This window comes from Streptosporangium amethystogenes (assembly GCF_000721075.1).
In the GTDB taxonomy this organism is placed as follows: domain Bacteria; phylum Actinomycetota; class Actinomycetes; order Streptosporangiales; family Streptosporangiaceae; genus Streptosporangium; species Streptosporangium amethystogenes.
In genome coordinates, this window is record NZ_JOEQ01000030.1 from 128,144 (window position 1) to 146,405 (window position 18,262).

Genomic DNA, 18,262 nt, shown 5'->3' on the forward strand with positions numbered 1-18,262 from the left:
GACACTCCGGAATCCTAAGCCGGAAATCTCTCAAGATCCCGATCTAGACCGAATCGGTTAGAACAGGTGTAAGAGGGGCCGGTGATGGTGAAGGGCCGCCCTCCCTTCGGCCCCTGCCGCGTCATACCCCCTCCCCCGTCGCGGCCCCGCAGCTCAGGCACTCCCCGACCACGGGGACGCGATGGCGCCGATGTTCGTAGAACCGGTGACCGAGCGCCGCCGCGACGAGCACCCCGCCGAGCAGCAGGAGCATGAACGGCCCGTGCTTCTCATGTCCGATCAGGCCCATGACGAGATGGGCTATACCGGCGGCGACGATGATCGCGCCGACGTTGAGCAGTTCCCTGTTGAGCGTCCACCCCGAGGCGGATCGTTCCCGTTCCGTCTCACTCATGCCCTCAGATTCACTACCGTCAGTTACAGGCCCCGACGAATCCCGTCACCACGATGTAAAACCCGGAGCATCTTCTCGCGGCGGCAAACGTTGTGATCCATTGGGAAACAGGACCTCCCCCGGCCGCACGAAGATCCGGCGGCCGGGAGGCCCACTCCGTCAGCCGCCGAGCCGGCGGAACCTGTGCGCCGACAGCGGCAGGAAGACGGCGATCAGCAGCAGCGGCCAGAGCACCGCCATGAGGGTGGCGTTCTGCACGATCCACGCCTCTCCCGCCCAGCCGGGGTTGTCGAAGAGCCTCCTGGTGGCCGTGGCGGTGGCCGAGAGCGGGTTCCACTGCGCGATCGCACCGAGCCAGCCGGGCATGGTGGCGGGGTCGACGAACACGCTGGACAGGAAGCCGATCGGCCAGACCAGGATCTGCACCGACGTCACCACCTCCGGTCCTCCCGACACCAGGCCGACGTAGATCCCCACCCAGAGCAGGGCGAAGCGCAGCAGCAGGAGCAGGCCCACCGCGGCCAGTGCCTCGGCCAGGCCGCCCTCGGCACGCCAGCCGAGCAGCAGCCCGGTCCCGATCATGACGGCCAGCCCGACCACCGAGTTGAGCATGTCGGCGATCCCGCGGCCCATGACGACCGCCGAGGCGCTCATCGGCATCGAGCGGAACCTGTCGGTCACCCCCTTGGCCGCGTCGGTGGTGACCGCCATCATCGTGCTCTCCAGACCGAAGAGCATGGTCATCGCGAACATGCCGGGGATCAGGAAGTCGAAGTAGCCGCCCCCGCCGGGGACGCCGATGGCGCCGCCGAACAGGCCGCCGAACATCAGCACCATCATGACCGGGAAGAGCCATCCGACGGCGACCGTTCCCGGGCTGCGGACCCAGTGGCTCAGGTCGCGCAGGGTGATGGTCCAGGAGTCGGCCAGCGCCCAGCCGAACCGGGAGAGCGGGGAGGTGGCGGGCGGGATCGAGGTCGTCGTACTCACGCGGGTGCCTCCGTATCGGGGGTAGGGATCGTCGTATCGGCCGGGGTGCCCCGGCCGGAGAGGGGGGTCGCCCGCACCGGGGCGCACGGCGACGCCCACTGCCGGGGTGGCCGTACCGAACCCCTGCCGGAGAGCGCGGTCGCGGCGCTCACCCGGACACCCCGGTACGGGCGGCCGTGTCCTCGGCCCCGCCCGTCAGGTGCAGGAAGACCTCGTCGAGCGTGGGGCGGCGCAGTGTGACGTCGATCGGCTCGATCCCGGCCTCGCCGAGCGCGGTGGCCATGGCGACGAGCGCCCGGGTGCGCTCGGCCACCGGGATGCTGACCCGGCGTGACTCGGCGTCCACCAGGATCCCGCCGGAGGCGACCCGCGCCGCGAGCGCCTCCGCCCCGGCCACGTCCGCCGGGTCGGCGAGGACGAGGTCGAGCCAGTCGCCGCCGATCGCGGACTTCAGCTCCTCGGGGGTGCCCTCGGTGACGACCCGGCCCGCCCCGAGCATGGTGATCCGGTCGGCCAGCCGGTCCGCCTCCTCCAGGTACTGGGTGGTGAGCAGCACGGTCGTGCCGGAGCCGACCAGGTCGCGGATGGCCGACCAGACCTCCTGGCGGGCGGCCGGGTCGAGGCCGGTGGTGGGCTCGTCCACGAAGAGCACCGAGGGTGCGACGATGAGGCTCGCCGCCAGGTCGAGTCGCCTGCGCATGCCTCCGGAGTACTCACCGACCGCCTTGGTGCCGGTGTCGGCCAGCGAGAAACGCTCCAGCAGGTCGTCGGCCCGTTTCCTGGCCTCGGCTGCCGGGAGGTGGTTCAGCCTGCCGAACATCACCAGGTTCTGCCGCCCGCTGAGGATCTCGTCGACCGCCGCGTACTGGCCGACCAGCCCGATCCGCTCGCGCACCTGCCGCGCCTGCACGACGACGTCGAATCCCGCGACGCTCGCCCGGCCCGAGTCCGGGCGCAGGAGCGTGGAGAGAATCCTGATCGCCGTGGTCTTGCCCGCACCGTTGGGCCCGAGCAGGCCACAGACCGTTCCGGCCGCCACCTCCAGGTCGAACCCGTTGAGACCCGCCTCTTCGGAGGCACCCGCGTAGTTCTTGCGCACGTCGTGCGCGGCGATCGCGAACTCCGTCGCTCTCACAACCACCTGTTTCACCTTTTTCCACCCGTCTTACCGGCTGACACCGTTGCCCTCCGTAGAGCGTAGACCGTACCGTACATCGTACGACTCAGCTACGGTGGTCCCAACGACGAAAATCTGGAGACTGTTCCCGTGAGTGCGAAGAAAGCTTCCGACGCCGACCCGGCACGCAGCCTGGCGCTGCTGTGGGGTTCGCACAGCAAGCCGGGGCGCTCCGGGCTCACCGTGCGCTCGATCGTCCTGGCCGCCATCGAACTGGCCAACGCCGAGGGGCTCGAAGCGGTCTCGATGCGCCAGGTCGCCGAGCGGCTGGGGGCCGGGACCATGTCCCTCTACACCCACGTCCCCGGCAAGGGCGAGCTGATCGACCTCATGGTCGACACCGCCTACGGGGAGCTGTACGCCGATGTGGACGCCCCGTCCCGGCAGGCAGGCGGCTGGCGGGGCGCGCTGGAGTTCGTCGCCGCCCGCAACTGGGACCTCTACCGGCGCAACCCGTGGCTGCTGCAGGTCATCGACGCCCGCTCCACGCTGGGGCCGAACGCGTCGCTCAAGTACGAGGCCGAGCTACGCCCGCTGGACGGCGTCGGCCTGACGGACGTCGAGATGGACTCCGTGCTGGCCCTGGTCCTCAGCCACGTGCAGAGCACCGCCAGGGCCGCGGCCAACCAGGCGCGGGTCCAGCAGGAGAGCGGGATGACCGACGTCGAGTGGTGGCTGTCCAACGCCCCGCTGCTCGACAAGATCATGGACGAGGCCCGCTTCCCGGTCGCCTCCCGGGTCGGCCAGGCCGCGGGCCAGGCCCATCACGCGATCTCCGACCCCGCCCACGCCCTCACCTTCGGCCTGGACCGCATCCTGGACGGCGTCACCGACCTGATCGCGAGCCGGAACCCGGCGAACGGGAGACAGGGCCACTGATCAGGTGGGCTCCTTCGCCGGTACGGCCGTGTCGGTCTCGGGCTTCTGGGGCGGTCCGGCCGCGTCGGCCTGGGGTTCCCGGGGCGGGTCGCTGAGCTGTTCGCGCAGGTAGTTCCAGACCATGGCGATCAGGGCGGCGACCGGTACGGCGAGCAGGCTGCCCACGATGCCGGCCAGGCTGGCACCCAGCGTCACCGCGAGCAGGATCACCCCCGCGTGCAGGCCCAGGCCGTGGCTCTGCACCATCGGCTGGAACACGTTGCCCTCCAGCTGCTGGACCGCGACGATGATGGCCAGCACGATCAGCGCGTCCGTCGGGCCGTTCGACACCAGCGTGATGAGCACGGCGACGAGACCGGCGAACAGGGCGCCGACGATGGGCACGAACGCCGTCACGAAGGTCAGGACCGCCAGCGGGAACACCAGCGGCACGCCCACGATCCACAGGCCGAGGCCGATGAAGACGGCGTCGAGCAGGCCGACGAACGCCTGGGAGCGGACGAACGCGCCGAGGGTGTCCCAGCCGCGTGCGGCCACGGTCGGCACGTCCACGGCGAGGCGGCCGGGGAGCTGGCGGGTCAGCCACGGCAGGAACCTCGGGCCGTCCTTGAGGAAGAAGAACATCAGGAAGAGCGCGAGGACGGTGGTGATCAGACCGTTGGCAACGACGCCCACCCCGGTCACGGTGGCGGTGACGATGCCGCCGATGCTGTCCTGGATGCGGGCGATCATGGCGTCGAGCGCGCTGGTGACCTGCTCGTTGCCGATGTTCAGCGGCGGCCCGGCGGCCCACGCGCGCACCTGCTTGATGCCGTCGACCACGCCGGTGGCCAGCTCTCCGGACTGTGCCACGACGGGCACGACGATCAGGACCACGATGCCCGCGGCGACCAGGAGGAACAGCACGGTCACGGCCGACGCGGCCAGGGCGGGAGGCCAGCCGTGCCGGCGCAGGAAACGGGTTATCGGCCAGGTCAGCGTGGTGAGCAGCAGTGCGACCACGAGCGGCCAGACCACGGACCACATCCGGCCCAGGACCCACAGGGCCACCGCGCTCATCAGCAGGACCAGCAGCATCTCCGCGGAGATGCGTGCCGAGGTGCGCAGTGCGGCCCTGGTTTTCGTGGTACTCAGCGTGGCAGGCATGTGATCACCCTATGCATCCTCATGATCGGGCCCGTATCAACGCACAGGACTCAGGCTGGCGTAGCGCCGCTTGCCCTGTTTCGCCCTGTTGAAACGGCGCCCTGCTTCATAGTAGAAGGAGCCGTACATCCGTTTCTCCCAGAAGCCCGGCAAAAAGGGCGGCCGCACCGTCATCTCCGGGGTTCCAGGCCGCGGACGCGACTGCGTCGACATCGCACTCTCTCATCACAGCCCGGCAGGACAACCACGTCTCAGACAACCCGCGTCTGAGAACGATCATTGCGGGGAGAGACCCCGAACCGGGCGGCGGGGCCCGCAGGACGGGGCGTCCGCCCCGGATGCCGGGTGAGTGTGGAGCCGCCTCAGCCCGGCGCGGGGGTGAGACCGGCGGCGCGGGCCCGGAGGACCACTTCCAGTTCGAAGCGGTCGCCGGAGGTGCCGAGCTGGTCGGCGAAGAGTTCGGTGGCCTGGCGGAGGCGGTAGCGAACGGTCTGCGGGTGGATGTGCAGCCTGGCCGCGACCTCGGTGGCGTTGCCGCTCTGCAACCAGGCCAGCAGGGTCTCGGCCAGCCGGTCGCGCTGGGCGGGGCGCAGGGCGAGCAGGGGTTCCAGCCGGGCCCGGCCCATGATCTGGATCAGCGGCTCGTCCTGGAAGATCATCAGGGTGGCGAGGTGCTCGGACACCCTGATGATCCGGCGGCCGTCCAGCACCCCGCGCCTGGCCAGGGCCAGCGCGTCCTTGGCGAGCCTGAGCGAGAGACCTGCCTCCCTCACCGCGACCGCGGGGCCGATCACCACGGTCCAGTCGGCCGCCATGGCGTTCAGCAGGCCGTGCCGTCCCGGGCCTTCGGGGTCGGGCACGACCATGCAGGGGTCGGAGCGGTCGAGGTCGACGAGCACGTCGGGCGGGAGGCCCGGCCTGGGCAGATCGCCCTGGGCGCGGGCCGCCAGGGCGACGCAGGCCAGGGTGCGCGGCATGGTCCAGCGCACCGACCTGGCCAGGTCGGCCACGGCGCGGGAGTCGGCGGCCGGGTGGGCGACGAGCAGGTCGAGCAGCCTGCGGCGCCTGAGTTCGAGTTCTCCCGCCACCCGGACCTGAGCCTCGGAGTAGCCGTCGGCCGCCGCGGCGGCGATCTCGTCGAGGTAGACCAGGATCGCCTCCCCGATGTCGCACATGCGCTGCCGGGACAGGTTGAGCTGCTCGGACTCCTCGGCCAGCCGCCGCCACGCCACCCTGGCGCAGATCCGCAGCGCTGACTGGAGCGAGTCGAGGGGGCGCCCCTCCGCGGCCTCCCCGCCGCCGACGGCACGGAAGACCTCCAGCAGCCGGGACCGGCTCGCCCCCCGGTCACCGACCCGGTTCACGAATCCGGCGAGTGCCTCCTCGACGGCGTGCCTGACGATGCGGGCGTAGGCGCCGCTCTGCCGGGAGTACTCCGGCACGCTGGCCTGGATCTCGCCGATCATCTCCTCGGCCAGGACGTCCAGATAGGGGCGGAGAGCCTCGGCGAACTCCCGGGGGATGTCCGCCTGCGGCTGTTCGACGACACGGGCAAGGCTCACGGGGACTCCTCCTGACTTCGGACGCTACTCCGATGTCAGGAAACCGTCTGCTGACCGCAGCGCACATTTTCCCCGGCGCTCCCACTCATCCCCATAACAAGAAATCACCACCCGCGACCGCCTCCCGTGAGGCTTCCCCCACCCCCCAGCACCCGGCCACATCCCCTCCAACCAAGCCGACGAGCCGCCCCAAGAACCACCCTGGGGACATGTTTCATGCTCTCTGTCCTTGAGGGACGACCCGTGAGGCCGCGCCGGGGACTGGACCGAGGAGAGCGAGGTCGCGAGGAACGAGCGGCCTCCCTCGACGAGGGAAGGAGCCGGGCAAGAGCGGCCGAACCGCGACGCGTCAGCGTCGCCGGCAACCCGTGAGGCCGCGCCGGGGACTGGACCGAGGAGAGCGGGGTCGCGAGGAACGAGCGACCCCGCTCTCCTCGGGAAGGAGCCGGACAAGAGCGGTCGAACCGCGACGCGCCAGCGTCGCAGTCAGTACAGAGTTAGAAGTAGCCGGTGCCTGTGATGGCGGCCGTCGTGTCGCCCATGTTCTTCACCCGGTAGCGGATGCACTGGGCGGGCTGGGGGCTGCTGGCGGCAACGTACGCGGCGTGGTCGTTGGCCGCGATCGGCACCGACCCGATGTACCGGCCGCGGCAGTTGCCGACCCTGACCTTGACGGGCACGCTGTTGTTGTCCAGCTTGACCAGCACGTTTCCGTTGTACTGGCGCCCGGGGACGAGCTCGGGCGTGAGGAACACCTCCTCGCCGGGCTGCACCCTCGCGGACAGGTTGACGTCATCGGCGTGGGCGGGGGTGCCGGTCAGGGCGACGGCTCCGGCGGCCGCCAGGACCAACATCGAGGACAGGGCGCGCATCGAACGTCACTCTCCTTATTCGTCTCTGCCGATCCGTCCCTGCGGATCGGACGTGGAGACACTACGGAGAGTCACATCCAGGGATGATAACGAGGTGACCGAGTCCGGGTAAAACTCCCGGGGGTGCCGATCTCGTTGCCCCGACATACCTGTCATTGCCGGTCAGAGCGGCAGCCCTTGCCGCTGCTGAAGAGCTTCGCGCTGGAGGCGGGCTATCGGGTGATGAGCTTCTGGGCCTCGACGATCAGGTCGAGGTCGAGGCTGAGCTTGAGGCCGTAGTAGACGATGGCGGTGGCGGTCACCGCGGCGGCGAGGACGACCAGGATCTTGACGCTCCAGCCCTGGCGGCCCAGCCAGGCCGTCCAGGCCGACAGGGTCCGCTTGCCGAACTCCAGCAGCCGGTGTGCCCAGTGGAACTCGGTGGCCAGCACCGCCAGCCCCGCGAAGACGACCAGCCAGCCGGGGCCTGGGAAGGGCACCATGATGAGACCGCCGATGACCAGCACCGCGCCGATGGTACCGATGACGATCTTCAGGGTGAGGCGTCCGGCACGGGTGGACCTGATCCCGTCGAGCCGGCCGTGGATACCGGGTCGCCCGGCGGCCTCATCCTTCGGCACGTCGGCGTCGGCGGTCTCGCGGACCTCGCTCCAACCGTCACGGGCCTCGTTCCGCCTGTCAACGATCTCGTCTGGCACGTCGGCGGCGCCGGTTTCCGACGGGCGTCCCGTCTCGTCCTGAGGGTTGCGCACACCGTCTGAGATCGCCATGCTCTCCCCCGGACAATTGGTTTCTTTCACAATAGGCTCTGCCGGGCGGCCCGGTCGCCGTTGACGCCTTACATCATCCTTAAGGCGGAGGCCATGGGGTCCTCCGGTCGGAGACCGGGGATACCTGGACCGGGCCCCCTCCGTTCGGCCGGACATACCCGCGAACAACGTATAGGACGACAGGTAGCACTTACGCCGCGAATCGCCCAGCGGAACGGCGGAAGCGGAACGGCCCCGCCCACGCCCGTTCGGGGCGTGGGCGGGGCCGTACGGACTCCCGGTGCCCCGTGGTTCTTCACGGGGCACCGGGAGCGCCGGTGCGTCCGACGGCCTGGACCCCCCGGCCTCGGCGACGGGCCGCACCGGCAGGTCTCCCTCACCGGCCGCCCCTCCGGGGTGACCAGGCCGTCAGGAAAACACCGTTCGTGGGCGCGGAAGGCGCCGTCAGGGGGCGGTGCAGGTGACGTTGGCGGGAACGCCGTTGGTACCGGTCCAGGAGGCACCGAAGCCGAACGAGGTGGAGGCCCCGGCGGCCAGGACGCCGTTCCAGCTCGCGTTCTTCACGGTGACGTCGGCGCCGGTCTGGGTATGCACGCCACTCCAGAGCTGGGTGATCGTCTGACCGTTCGGGAACGACCACTTGACGGTCCAGCCGGTGGTCGCCGAGGTGCCGGTGTTCTTCACGGACACCTCGCCCTGGAAGCCGCCGGGCCAGGAGTTGGACACCGTGTAGGTCGCGGTGCAGCCGCCGCCGACCGGCCCGGTGAGGGTCCTGAAGGTCACCGGATCGGAGGCGGTGGAGCTGTTCCCCGCGGCGTCACGAGCGATCACGTAGAAGGTGTACGAGGTGTCGGAGGTCAGCCCGGTCGGCGCGAACGACGCCGAGGTCGGCGAACCGACCTTGACATCCGTCGCCCCGGCCTCGCGGTAGACGTCATAACCGCTCACCCCGACGGCGTCCGTCGAGGCCGTCCAGGTGAGTGCCGCCCCCGAGGAGGTGATCGCCGAGGCGACCGGAGTACCCGGCGTGGTCGGCGGGACGGTGTCGACCGGCGGGACGACCCCGCCGTTGTCGGCGTACAGGATGCCTCGGCCGTTGGTGCCGAGGTAGACGCGGCCGTAGACACGCGGGTCGCCAGTGATCGCCTCGCCCGCGTTGCCGTACCGGTGCTGGTCGTCGTTGATCCTGACCCAGCTCGTGCCGGCGTCGTCGGAGCGGAACACGCCGTTGACGCCGCCGACCGTTGCGACCGCGTACAGCGCCTGGTAGCCGGAGGCGGTGGCGGACTTGCCGAAGCCGATGTTGACGGCGCTCGTGACGCCGGAGAGCTTGGTGAACGACGCGCCGCCGTTGGTGGAGTGCCAGATGCCCGAGCCGGTCGTCGATCCCCCGGCCAGCCAGATGTCACCCTCGCGGCCGGGCACGGCCTTGAACTTGACGTTGCCCTCGGTGGGCAGCCCGGTCGCGGCGGTGGCCGCGAAGGAGGCGCCGCCGTTGGTGCTGGCGTAGAACTTTCCGGCGCTGAAGCCGTAGAACCTGTTGGAGTTCACCCGGTCGGACTCGACCACGGCATTGGTCGGGAGCCCGGTGGAGGCGGTCCACGAGTTGCCGTAGCCGACCGAGTAGTGCACGCCCACGTCCTTGGGCGCCCAGACGAACCTGGACCCGTTGGCCGCGGCCGCGATCGTGCCGCCCTCGTTGATCCCGCTCGGCTCGGTGCCCTGGAACCAGTTGGCGCCACCGTCGGTGGAGAACGCGGCGTGGCTGTCGTTCGGCCGGTCGGAGTCGGTGAAGTTGCCCGCGCGGACCATGATCGACGGATTGGTCTCGGCGTAGTCGAGGCTGGTCGTCGAGGTGAAGTTGGGCGAGGTGAACATCATGGGCGGTACGGCGTCGAGGTTGGTGTGACGGAAACCGCCGATGTCGCCGAGACCGCTGACCAGCGGGGCTCCCGAGGGCGGGCTGATCAGGTCGAGGACCGCGGTCTCCTCCAGTCCCTTCACCATCGGCTTGATGGTGAACTGGCCGCCGGTGTCCCACTTCTTCAGGTCCTCGGTGCCGTAGAGCGTGGCGCCGGTGCCGTACATCATGCGGTTGCCGTCGAACGGGTCGATCTCCAGCGATTCGGTCATCCAGCCGAGCTTGGGCGTCGTCTCCGGCGGCTGCGGGTTGGCCCCGAAGGTGAGCCACGGCGAGGAGGAGACGTCCATCGTGTAGCGGAAGCTGCGGTTCGGGTAGGAGGTGAAGTCCCAGACGCGGGTCCAGGTCGCACCGGAGTCGGTGGAGCGGAAGAAGACGACGTCCGGCCACCAGGCGATCTGGGTGGCGACCATGATCGTTCCGGGGTTCTGCCGGTCGATGGTGAGACCGCTGTAGCCGAAGTAGTCGTCGGCCGAACTGGAGGGGACCGGGCTGATCTGGGTCCAGGCACCGGTGGTCGTGTTGAGCTTCCACACGTCGCCCTTGGCGCCGTCGTACGGGCCGCCGGTGTCGCTGGTGGCGATGTAGAGCGTGTGGTTGACGTGGTCGAGCACGCCCTTGTGCGCGATGTAGCCGGTGGGCTGCCCGGCCACCCTGCTCCAGGTGGACCCGCCGTCGGAGGAGCTGTAGACGGTGTTCGCCTTGTCCGCGACACCGACGTAGATCTTCTGCGTGGTGTTGCCCGCGGTCGCCGAGCTCGGGTCGAAGGTCACCCAGACCACGCCGGGGCGGTGGCTGAGGTAGCCGTTGGGATCGGAGGGGTCGGCGGCGTAGTCACCCGGGTTGGTGAAGGAGGTGACCTTGGCCCAGGTCACGCCCTTGTCGGTGCTGCGCCACAGTCCGTTGCCGTCGGGCGCGCCGAAGTAGACGACGCTGTTCTTGTTGGGGTCGACGGCCAGCCGCTCGCCCATCCCCCGGCCGGGCATGTTGCCGCCGAGCTTGAACGGCAGCGCGGTGGCCTGCCAGGTCGCGCCCTTGTCGGCGGAGCGCAGGATGGCGCCGTTGTTGGGATCCCAGCTGTTGGTGTACATCCCGGCGGCGACGTAGACCCGGTTGGTCTCCACCGGGTCGGTGGCCAGGCTGACCACGCCGTTGTAGCCCCACTTGTCCCAGCCCACCCAGTCGAGCAGCGGAGTCCAGGTCTTGCTCGCCTGCTCCCAGCGGTAGGCGCCGCCGATGTCGGTGCGGGCGTAGATCAGGTTCTTCTCCTTCTGGTTGAACACGATCCCCGGCACGAACCCGCCACCGTCGATCCTGACGTTCTTCCAGGTGTACGTCTCGGCGGCGGCAGCGGCGGTCCCGGACGCGGACGCCGGAGCGACCCCGCCCGCGACGGCCACGCCGACCGACGCGCACGCCACCGCCGCGGCGGTGAGCATGCTGAACAGCCTTCTTCGCATGTACGGCTTCCCTTCGCAATGCAACGGACAAACCGCCATGCACGATCAGGTGACGGGACCCTGACCTTCGACCGCCCATGATGCGCGTGCATGAACGCCCAGAGGTTCACATGCCGGACCCCGCGCCGTCAATAGTTTGAACAGACAACTAACAAATCCGTGCCGGATCACCGCGTACCGCACGGAGAGGACGCGGGCCGGGAAGGGGTCCCGCCTGCCCCGGGCCTACTCCGGTCCGCAATCGGGGGCGCACTCCCGGCGGGGAGCGACCATCAGCCGCGAGCCCGGCCCGCTCGCCGCGGCCACGTCGTCCGGGTTGGCCAGCGCACAGCGGTCCAGCGAGAGGCAGCCGCAGGCTATGCACTCGGTCAGCCCGTGCCGGAGACGTTCGAGCTGCCTGATGCGGTCGTCGAGCTCGTGCTGCCACATCGCCGAGAGCCTGGCCCAGTCCTCCCTGGTGGGGGTCCGCTCGTCTGGGAGCGCGGACAACGCCTCCTGGATCGCCCGAAGCGGGATCCCGACCCGCTGGGAGACCCGGATGAAGGCGATCCTGCGCAGCGTGTCACGGGAGAAGCGGCGCTGGTTGCCCGCGGTGCGGCGGCTGCGGATCAGTCCTTTGGACTCGTAGAAGTGCAGGGCGGAGACGGCGACCCCGCTGCGCGAGGAGAGCTGGCCGACGGTTATCTCCGGATTGTTGGGCATAGGGCAGTCTACCCTGACCTCAACTTAGATTGAGGTTATCGGCCGGCACGCCGTTCGCCGGAGCTCGTCCAGCCGTCCCCCTCGGCTCCAGAGGGATATTCGGGTAAGAATAGGCCGCATGACGAGAACACTGGTACTGGGTGGCGGAGGCGTGGCGGGCATCGCCTGGGAGGCGGGGATCATCACGGGTCTGCGCAAGGCGGGACTGGAGCTGGGAGAGGCCGACCTGGTGGTCGGCACCTCGGCCGGCTCGGTGGTCGGGACGCTGGTCACCACCGAGGTCGACCTGGAGAGCTCGGTCGGCGTCCAGGCGGACACCGAGTCCGCGACCGTCTCCGCGGTGGACATGGAGGCGGTCATGGCCGCCTTCGGCGTGCTGTACGACCCGTCCCTGGAGCCGCGGGAGGCCCGGCGCCGGGTCGGCGAGCTGGCCCTGGCCACCAAGGACACCGGCGCCAGGATCGAGACGATCGGTGACCGGCTGCCCGTCAAGGAGTGGCCGGAGCGCCGCCTGCTGATCACCGCGGTCGACGCGGCGACCGGCGAGTTCGTGGTCTGGGAACGCGACTCGGGGGCGCCGCTGGTGTCCGCGGTCGCCTCCAGCTGCGCGGTCCCCTGCGTGTTCCCGCCGGTGGAGATCGGCGGGCGCCGCTACATGGACGGCGGGGTGCGCTCGGCGACCAACGCCGATCTGGCGGCCGGCAGTTCGGCCGTGGTCATCCTGGAACCGCTGGCGCACGTCTCACCGAGGGCGCGCTTCGAGGCCGAGCTGGCCGAGCTGGGGGACGCGGCGGTGGCGCACATCGTCCCCGACGAGGCGTCGGTCGCCGTGTTCGGCGTCAACGTCCTCGACCCGGCGCTGTGGCGCCCCGCCTTCCAGGCCGGCCTCGCCCAGGCCCCCGCCGTCGCGGCGGGCGTGGCCGGGGTCTGGAAGGACTGAGAACGACGTGGGCGCGGACGGGGCGGCGCCGCTCTGGGTGGTGAGCGGACCTCCCGGAGCGGGGAAGTCGACGGTCGCGGCGGCGCTGCTGGCGCTGCTCGACCCACCTCCCGCGCTGCTCGACAAGGACACCGTCTACGGCGGTTTCGTCGCCGCCACCCTCCGCGCCCACGGCCGCGACGACGGGGAACGCGAAGGCCCCTGGTACAACGAGCACATCAAACGGTACGAGTACGACGGGCTGACCGAGGTCGCCCGGCAGATCCGCTCGCACGGCTGCCCGGTGATGCTGGAAGGCCCCTTCACCACCCAGGTACACGACGCGGCGGTGTGGGAGCGCTGGGTCGGGCGGCTGGGCGGGCCGCCCGTGCGCCTGCTCTGGGTCCGCTCGGACGGTGCGGCGCTGCGCTCCCGGCTGGAGGCCAGGGGGCTCGCCAGGGACGCGGGCAAGCTCGGCCGCTTCGAGGACTACCTGCGGGCCATCAGGGTGGACGAACCACCCGTCGTGCCGCACGACGAGGTCGACAACCGTCCGGGGGCGCCCGCCCTGACGGCACAGCTGGAGAGGATCATCGCCTCCCGCCGTGGCGTCTCCGAACCCTGACCGGCCCGCGCCGGACCCGGGACGGGAAAGCGATTCACCTGCCGGGTAAACCCGGCGGTCCTCTCGCAGAGCGAGATGACGGACGCCGGCGCGTCCGTATCGGAATCCCGGGCACCGGATATCGGCGTGCCCGGCGCCCGAAACCCCGGTGAAATTCGAATCGCGGAAATCTCGGATGCCGGACACCGGCACCGGCTCTCGACCATAGGAATCGGGATCTTCCGGATTCGGCCCCCGGCAGACGCCAACGGTCACCCCAAGACGCCCCAATTTCCGGACCAGAATCCCTTTTGGAACGATTCGACAAAATTGAGTCATATTTCATGACAAGTTTGCATTGCAGGCATAACGTAACGGCCTTACGTTCCCGGTATGGATCTCGAGCTCCGACATCTCAAGATCGTGCGCGCGGTGGCACAGGCCGGTAGCGTCACCAAGGCCGCCACCCACCTTGGACTGGCCCAACCCGCACTGACGGCACAGCTCAAACGGATAGAGCGGGTTCTCGGGGGAGCTCTTTTCGAACGCGATCACAACGGCGCGCGGCCCACGCCCCTGGGGGAGCTGGTCCTGTCACGCGCGATGGTGCTGCTGCCCGCGGCCCGCGAACTCCAGGAGGAGGCGCTTCGATTCGCCAACGCGAACGCCGATGTCCTCAGCTACCGGCTGGGCGCCACCAACGGCCCGATACTCGGCGGCCTGATGGACCGCCTCGCCACCGCCTGGCCGTCCACTCCCGTGAGCACCTACACCTCCTGGTCCGCCAAGGAGCTCACCACCATGGTGATGCTGGGCCGGATCGACTTCGCGTTCATCGGCGCCTGCGGGGAGAGCCCGCCGCCGGTGGAGGGGCCGGTGGTGTGGTCGACCGTGGGCACCGACCCGGTCTTCGTACTGCTCAACGAGGACCATCCGCTGGTCGACAGGGAGGAGGTGGAGCTGGCCGAGCTGGCCGACGAGCAGTGGACCGTCACCCCCGGCGACAGCTGCTTCAGCGACTGCTTCGCCACCGCCTGCGCCCGCGCCGGTTTCACCCCCAAGACCATCTACGAGACCGACGTGGCCACCTGCATGCACCTGGCCAAGGTCGGCCGCGCCGCCGCGCTCTGCCAGGCGACCTTCCAGCCCGCCGAGGGGCTGAAGCTGGTGCCGCTGGCCGGGGCCCCGCTGCGCTGGCGGCAGCTGTTCGGCTGGCACCCGGAGGCGGCCACCGCCAGAGCCGCCACGGCGATCCTCGAACACGCGAAGGCCGCGCACTCCGACGCGGTCGGGCGGAGCAGACGGTACGCCGCCTGGCTGGCCGACAAGCCCGGGCTGGGCACCTCTCCCTGACGTGACGGCACCGCCCTCCCCCCGCTCGTGGGGGGGAGGGCGGCGTCGCCATGTCCGGACGTCGAGAACAATGGGATGATGAGCGACCTTCTGAGGCTGAGTGAGGGCGCGGTGTTGACGCACCTCGTCACCCGGGCCGAGCTGGCGAGCGGGGTGCTGCCGGCCTCCGACGACCTGCGGCTGTGGGCGCGGCTGGCCGACGGCGACGGGGTGCCGCTGGCCGGGGGCGGCCGGGTGCTGACCTCTCTCGACACCGGAGAGCCCGTCCTGACCGGCCCCGAGGGCTGGCTGGCCCGCCTGGAGCCCGAGCAGGTGATCGCGCTGCGCCTGCGCGACGGCGTCCTGGAGCTGTCGGCCGTCGAACTGGACGACGTTCCGGCGGAACGGGTGATGCGGGTCGTCCAGGAGTTCGGCGAGCAGGCCCTCGACGCGCTGCGCGCCTTCGCGGAGGGGCTGGAGCCCAGCCCGGGCGTACCGGTCGACGTGGTGGTCCTGGAGCTGCTGATGAAGGCCCCGGAGACCTTCGCCGACCCGCTGCCGCCGCTGGCCCCGCTGCTGCGCAACGCCTCGCTGGAGGTGCGCGGCGGCAGGGTGGGCATCGTGGGCGCGCCCTGGGACACGGCGTCGGTCGCCGATCTGGCGCCACTGGACATCATCAGGCTGGCCCTGGTGCGCAGCGCGCTGCGCACCTACGGCGAGGGCGCCGACCTCTCCAAGGCCGTCACCTACCTGTCCCGCTCCGACACGGTGCTGGCGAGGATCGCCGACGAGGTGGAGCGCGAGCCGCTCGGCCCGGCACTGGTCGAGGCACTGCCCCGCACCGAACCGGCCGCGCTGCTGCTGATCGCCAGGTCGGCCGAGGGCGAGGGCCGCTCGTTCGAGGCGTCCGGGCTGATCTCCGAGGTGCTCTCCCTCGCCCCCGGCCTGGCTCCGGCCGTGCACGACGCGGCCGAGTACGCCGCGTGCCGCACCGACCCCGGCGCCCCGCTGCCCGAGCGCGCCGCGCACCTGTACCGGCAACTGCTCGCGTACGCCTACCGCCCGGCCCGCAGGCGGCTGATCGAGGACCTGATCGCGCTGAGCGTCCGGGTGGCCGAGCCGGCCCTGGCGGACCTGGCCCTGTTCGAGAACGACGTGGTCGGCGAGTTCCTGGACGCGCGCGCCGAGTGGCTGCGCGACGACGAGGTGGGACTGCTGGAGTCGTGGCGGCGGACGCCGCTGCGTCTGTGGGAGGTCCTCGACGTCTCCGGGAACGAGATCACCGTGGCCGCCGCCGAGGGCGGAGGCCGGGATGGGGAGCGGGTAACGCTGGCCGACGAACTGCTCTCCGGGCAGGCGCTGCCGGGAGACCTGATGCTGACCCGGCTGCTGGGCGACGGGGAGGGCCCGCGCGTGTTCGGCCACCCGTTCAAGGTCGCCCCGGAGCGGAGGGAGGAGATGCTGGAGCTGCTCACCGACCCCGTCGACCCCTACGCGGTGGCGGCCTTCTTCAGGCGCCTCGGCCGAGCCCCCGGCGCGCCGGGCGGGGACGCCCGGCGCTGATCCCCTGGCGGGCACGCAGGCTCCCTTATGTCGATGACTGAGCAAAAGAAAATCACCGATAGGCATAATGGAGCAGGTTGAGGGCGTAAGTCGCTTTGACGTGGCGGAAACAAGGAGTGTTGACTGTGCGCATGCTTAGCGAAGCGAACGGCTCGATCGCCGGCGCGGGGGCGCTTCTGAACATCATGCGCGACGGTCGGGCCAGGACGCGGGCCGAGCTGATCCAGCTGACCGGGCTGGCCAGGTCCACGCTGGCCCAGCGCCTCGACGCGCTGCTGAGCCGGCAGTGGATCGTCCCGACCGAGGAGGCCATCTCCTCGGGAGGCCGGCCCGCCGTCGCCTTCACGTTCAACCGCACCGCCCGCGTCGTCCTCGCCGCCGACCTCGGCGCCACCCACGCCCGGGTGGCGGTCACCGACCTCGGCACCGCGGTCCTGGCGGAGCGCGCGGCCGAGGTGCCGATAGACCGCGGCCCCGAGGAGACGCTCGGCTGGCTCCAGCACACCTTCGAGGAGATGCTCGCCGAGACCGGCCACCGCCCGGACGAGATCTGCGGCATCGGCGTCGGTCTCCCCGGCCCGGTCGAGCACAGCTCGGGACGCCCGGTCAACCCGCCGATAATGCCGGGCTGGGACGGCTTCCCCGTGCCGGAGTGGCTCGGCTCGCGCCTCGGCGCGCCCGTCCTCGTCGACAACGACGTGAACATCATGGCGCTGGGCGAGCACTGGGCCGCCCGCCCCGAGGCCGACCACCTCATCTTCATCAAGATCGGCACCGGCATCGGCTGCGGCATCATCAGCGACCGCCGCCTGCACCGGGGCGCCCAGGGCGCGGCGGGCGACATCGGCCACATCCAGGTGGCCTCGGCCCTCGACACCGTCTGCCGCTGCGGCAACGTCGGCTGCCTGGAGGCCGTCGCCAGCGGCGCCGCCATCTCGGCCAAACTCTGCGCGGCCGGGGTGGCGGCCGAGGACAGCCGCGACGTGGTCCGTCTGGTGCGCGGCGGCAACACCCAGGCCGTCCAGCTCATCCGGCAGGCGGGCCGCGAGGTCGGCGACGTGCTCGCCTCGATCGTCAACTTCTTCAACCCCTCGGTGATCGTGGTCGGCGGCGACATCTCCGAGGCCGGGGAGCAGGTGCTCGCCGGCCTTCGCGAGGTCATCTACAGCCGGTCGCTGCCGCTGGCCACCCAGCATCTGACGATCACCGGCAGCGAGCTGGGCGACCGCGCGGGCGTGATCGGCGCCGCCGTCATGGTCATCGAACACGTCCTGGCCCCCGGCAGCGTCGACCGTTCCGTCAGCCCCGCCTGACCGCGTGCGGTTCCGGCGCCGCGGTCCCGCCGGGGAGGCCGTGGTCGCCCTCGTCGACCGGCTCAGGGCACGCGGCACGGCCGTCGTCGCCTCGTCGGCCGTGGCCCGCGGGGCAGGGCCGGCACCGACCGGCGGCCGGGTGGACGGGGAGGTCGTCTGGAGACATGGCGGGCGCGAACCTGAGTAGGAGTGCTCAGCCGCCGCTGAGTGCGTACGCTCTTCCCCGGCTTGGCGATCTTCGAAATTCTCAGGTCATGAAATGGTGGATTTTTCTGGTCGCGCTCGTCAGCACGGTGGTCGCGGCGTGGCTGCTCGTGTACGCCGACGTCCCGCTCTCCACATTCCTGTCGCTCGGGCTCGGCGCGATCAGCCTGATCTGGCTGATCGTGCTCCTCACCCTGCCGTGGAACCTCTACTTCGGGGCACGCCAGGTGGTCCACGAGATCCACGTGTCCAGGGAGCGCGGCATCCAGGTGCCCGAGGGACACGAGGCCGAGGCGCTGGAGATCGCCGGGCGGATGCGCCGGTTCGCCATCGGCGGTCATCTCCTCTCCGCGGTGCTGCTCGCCGTCATCACCTACCTGTCCGGCGCCTTCGTGGGCTATTACTTCGCCGGTTTCTACCTGCTGAGCACCGGTTTCCGTCCGGCCGGGGCCTA

16 protein-coding genes are annotated in these 18,262 nt (G+C 70.5%); 7 read left to right on the plus strand and 9 right to left on the minus strand.

Going from position 1 to position 18,262, the window contains the following annotated elements:
• Nucleotides 1-121: 121 nt before the first annotated feature.
• From IG98_RS0133200 to IG98_RS0133210, 3 genes are all read right to left on the minus strand, one after another.
• On the minus strand, nucleotides 122-394 hold the full coding sequence (locus tag IG98_RS0133200) for a hypothetical protein (protein ID WP_030921416.1): 273 nt from the start codon (nucleotides 392-394) through the stop codon (nucleotides 122-124).
• A gap of 159 nt (nucleotides 395-553) precedes the next feature.
• Nucleotides 554-1,384 (minus strand): ABC transporter permease, encoded by an 831-nt coding sequence (locus IG98_RS0133205; protein WP_037971855.1) that lies wholly within the window; start codon nucleotides 1,382-1,384, stop codon nucleotides 554-556.
• Nucleotides 1,385-1,532: 148 nt separating this feature from the next.
• Nucleotides 1,533-2,525, minus strand: coding sequence for an ATP-binding cassette domain-containing protein (locus IG98_RS0133210; RefSeq protein ID WP_342666868.1), 993 nt, complete (start codon nucleotides 2,523-2,525; stop codon nucleotides 1,533-1,535).
• Between the two features lie 126 nt (nucleotides 2,526-2,651).
• Between IG98_RS0133210 and IG98_RS0133215 the strand changes: the two genes are divergently transcribed.
• The gene (locus IG98_RS0133215; RefSeq protein ID WP_030921425.1) at nucleotides 2,652-3,440 is read left to right on the plus strand and encodes a TetR/AcrR family transcriptional regulator; all 789 of its coding nucleotides are present in this window, start codon (nucleotides 2,652-2,654) and stop codon (nucleotides 3,438-3,440) included.
• Here IG98_RS0133215 and IG98_RS0133220 read toward each other — a convergent pair whose 3' ends face one another.
• From IG98_RS0133220 to soxR, 6 genes are all read right to left on the minus strand, one after another.
• The gene (locus IG98_RS0133220) at nucleotides 3,441-4,586 is read right to left on the minus strand and encodes an AI-2E family transporter (RefSeq protein ID WP_051753273.1); all 1,146 of its coding nucleotides are present in this window, start codon (nucleotides 4,584-4,586) and stop codon (nucleotides 3,441-3,443) included.
• 362 nt (nucleotides 4,587-4,948) lie between these two features.
• The gene (locus IG98_RS0133225) at nucleotides 4,949-6,148 is read right to left on the minus strand and encodes a PucR family transcriptional regulator (protein ID WP_030921429.1); all 1,200 of its coding nucleotides are present in this window, start codon (nucleotides 6,146-6,148) and stop codon (nucleotides 4,949-4,951) included.
• A gap of 497 nt (nucleotides 6,149-6,645) precedes the next feature.
• Complete coding sequence (locus IG98_RS0133230) at nucleotides 6,646-7,020, minus strand: hypothetical protein (RefSeq protein WP_030921431.1); 375 nt, start codon at nucleotides 7,018-7,020, stop codon at nucleotides 6,646-6,648.
• 212 nt (nucleotides 7,021-7,232) lie between these two features.
• On the minus strand, nucleotides 7,233-7,790 hold the full coding sequence (locus IG98_RS0133235; RefSeq protein ID WP_084195825.1) for a TIGR02611 family protein: 558 nt from the start codon (nucleotides 7,788-7,790) through the stop codon (nucleotides 7,233-7,235).
• Nucleotides 7,791-8,234: 444 nt separating this feature from the next.
• Nucleotides 8,235-11,171, minus strand: coding sequence for a cellulose binding domain-containing protein (locus tag IG98_RS0133240; RefSeq protein WP_051753274.1), 2,937 nt, complete (start codon nucleotides 11,169-11,171; stop codon nucleotides 8,235-8,237).
• 225 nt (nucleotides 11,172-11,396) lie between these two features.
• Nucleotides 11,397-11,873, minus strand: coding sequence for a redox-sensitive transcriptional activator SoxR (gene soxR, locus IG98_RS0133245; protein WP_030921435.1), 477 nt, complete (start codon nucleotides 11,871-11,873; stop codon nucleotides 11,397-11,399).
• A 118-nt stretch (nucleotides 11,874-11,991) separates the two neighbouring features.
• On the opposite strand from soxR, the gene IG98_RS0133250 reads away from it, so the two are divergent.
• The 6 genes from IG98_RS0133250 (at nucleotide 11,992) to IG98_RS52780 (ending at nucleotide 17,791) form a co-directional block, all read left to right on the plus strand.
• Nucleotides 11,992-12,813, plus strand: coding sequence for a patatin-like phospholipase family protein (locus IG98_RS0133250; RefSeq protein ID WP_030921437.1), 822 nt, complete (start codon nucleotides 11,992-11,994; stop codon nucleotides 12,811-12,813).
• Between the two features lie 7 nt (nucleotides 12,814-12,820).
• On the plus strand, nucleotides 12,821-13,417 hold the full coding sequence (locus IG98_RS0133255) for a P-loop nucleotide/nucleoside kinase family protein (protein WP_030921439.1): 597 nt from the start codon (nucleotides 12,821-12,823) through the stop codon (nucleotides 13,415-13,417).
• Between the two features lie 372 nt (nucleotides 13,418-13,789).
• Nucleotides 13,790-14,749 carry a LysR family transcriptional regulator gene (locus IG98_RS0133260; protein ID WP_030921441.1) on the plus strand — a complete coding sequence of 320 codons (960 nt, stop codon included), beginning with the start codon at nucleotides 13,790-13,792 and terminating at the stop codon, nucleotides 14,747-14,749.
• Between the two features lie 78 nt (nucleotides 14,750-14,827).
• Nucleotides 14,828-16,291, plus strand: a complete 1,464-nt coding sequence (locus IG98_RS0133265; RefSeq protein WP_157594658.1) for a hypothetical protein — start codon at nucleotides 14,828-14,830, stop codon at nucleotides 16,289-16,291.
• Between the two features lie 131 nt (nucleotides 16,292-16,422).
• Complete coding sequence (locus IG98_RS0133270) at nucleotides 16,423-17,604, plus strand: ROK family protein (protein WP_030921446.1); 1,182 nt, start codon at nucleotides 16,423-16,425, stop codon at nucleotides 17,602-17,604.
• Between the two features lie 4 nt (nucleotides 17,605-17,608).
• On the plus strand, nucleotides 17,609-17,791 hold the full coding sequence (locus IG98_RS52780) for a hypothetical protein (RefSeq protein ID WP_030921449.1): 183 nt from the start codon (nucleotides 17,609-17,611) through the stop codon (nucleotides 17,789-17,791).
• The last annotated feature ends 471 nt before the right edge of the window (nucleotides 17,792-18,262 follow it).

What these genes read in the sequence shown, in the direction of transcription:
- IG98_RS0133235 (WP_084195825.1), bottom strand. Translation starts at nt 7,790, where the DNA reads ATGGCGATCTCAGACGGTGTGCGCAACCCTCAGGACGAGACGGGACGC.
- IG98_RS0133200 (WP_030921416.1), bottom strand. Translation starts at nt 394, where the DNA reads ATGAGTGAGACGGAACGGGAACGATCCGCCTCGGGGTGGACGCTCAAC.
- IG98_RS0133240 (WP_051753274.1), bottom strand. Translation starts at nt 11,171, where the DNA reads ATGCGAAGAAGGCTGTTCAGCATGCTCACCGCCGCGGCGGTGGCGTGC.
- IG98_RS0133270 (WP_030921446.1), top strand. Translation starts at nt 16,423, where the DNA reads ATGCTTAGCGAAGCGAACGGCTCGATCGCCGGCGCGGGGGCGCTTCTG.
- IG98_RS0133260 (WP_030921441.1), top strand. Translation starts at nt 13,790, where the DNA reads ATGGATCTCGAGCTCCGACATCTCAAGATCGTGCGCGCGGTGGCACAG.
- IG98_RS0133220 (WP_051753273.1), bottom strand. Translation starts at nt 4,586, where the DNA reads ATGCCTGCCACGCTGAGTACCACGAAAACCAGGGCCGCACTGCGCACC.
- IG98_RS0133265 (WP_157594658.1), top strand. Translation starts at nt 14,828, where the DNA reads ATGAGCGACCTTCTGAGGCTGAGTGAGGGCGCGGTGTTGACGCACCTC.
- IG98_RS0133250 (WP_030921437.1), top strand. Translation starts at nt 11,992, where the DNA reads ATGACGAGAACACTGGTACTGGGTGGCGGAGGCGTGGCGGGCATCGCC.
- IG98_RS0133230 (WP_030921431.1), bottom strand. Translation starts at nt 7,020, where the DNA reads ATGCGCGCCCTGTCCTCGATGTTGGTCCTGGCGGCCGCCGGAGCCGTC.
- soxR (WP_030921435.1), bottom strand. Translation starts at nt 11,873, where the DNA reads ATGCCCAACAATCCGGAGATAACCGTCGGCCAGCTCTCCTCGCGCAGC.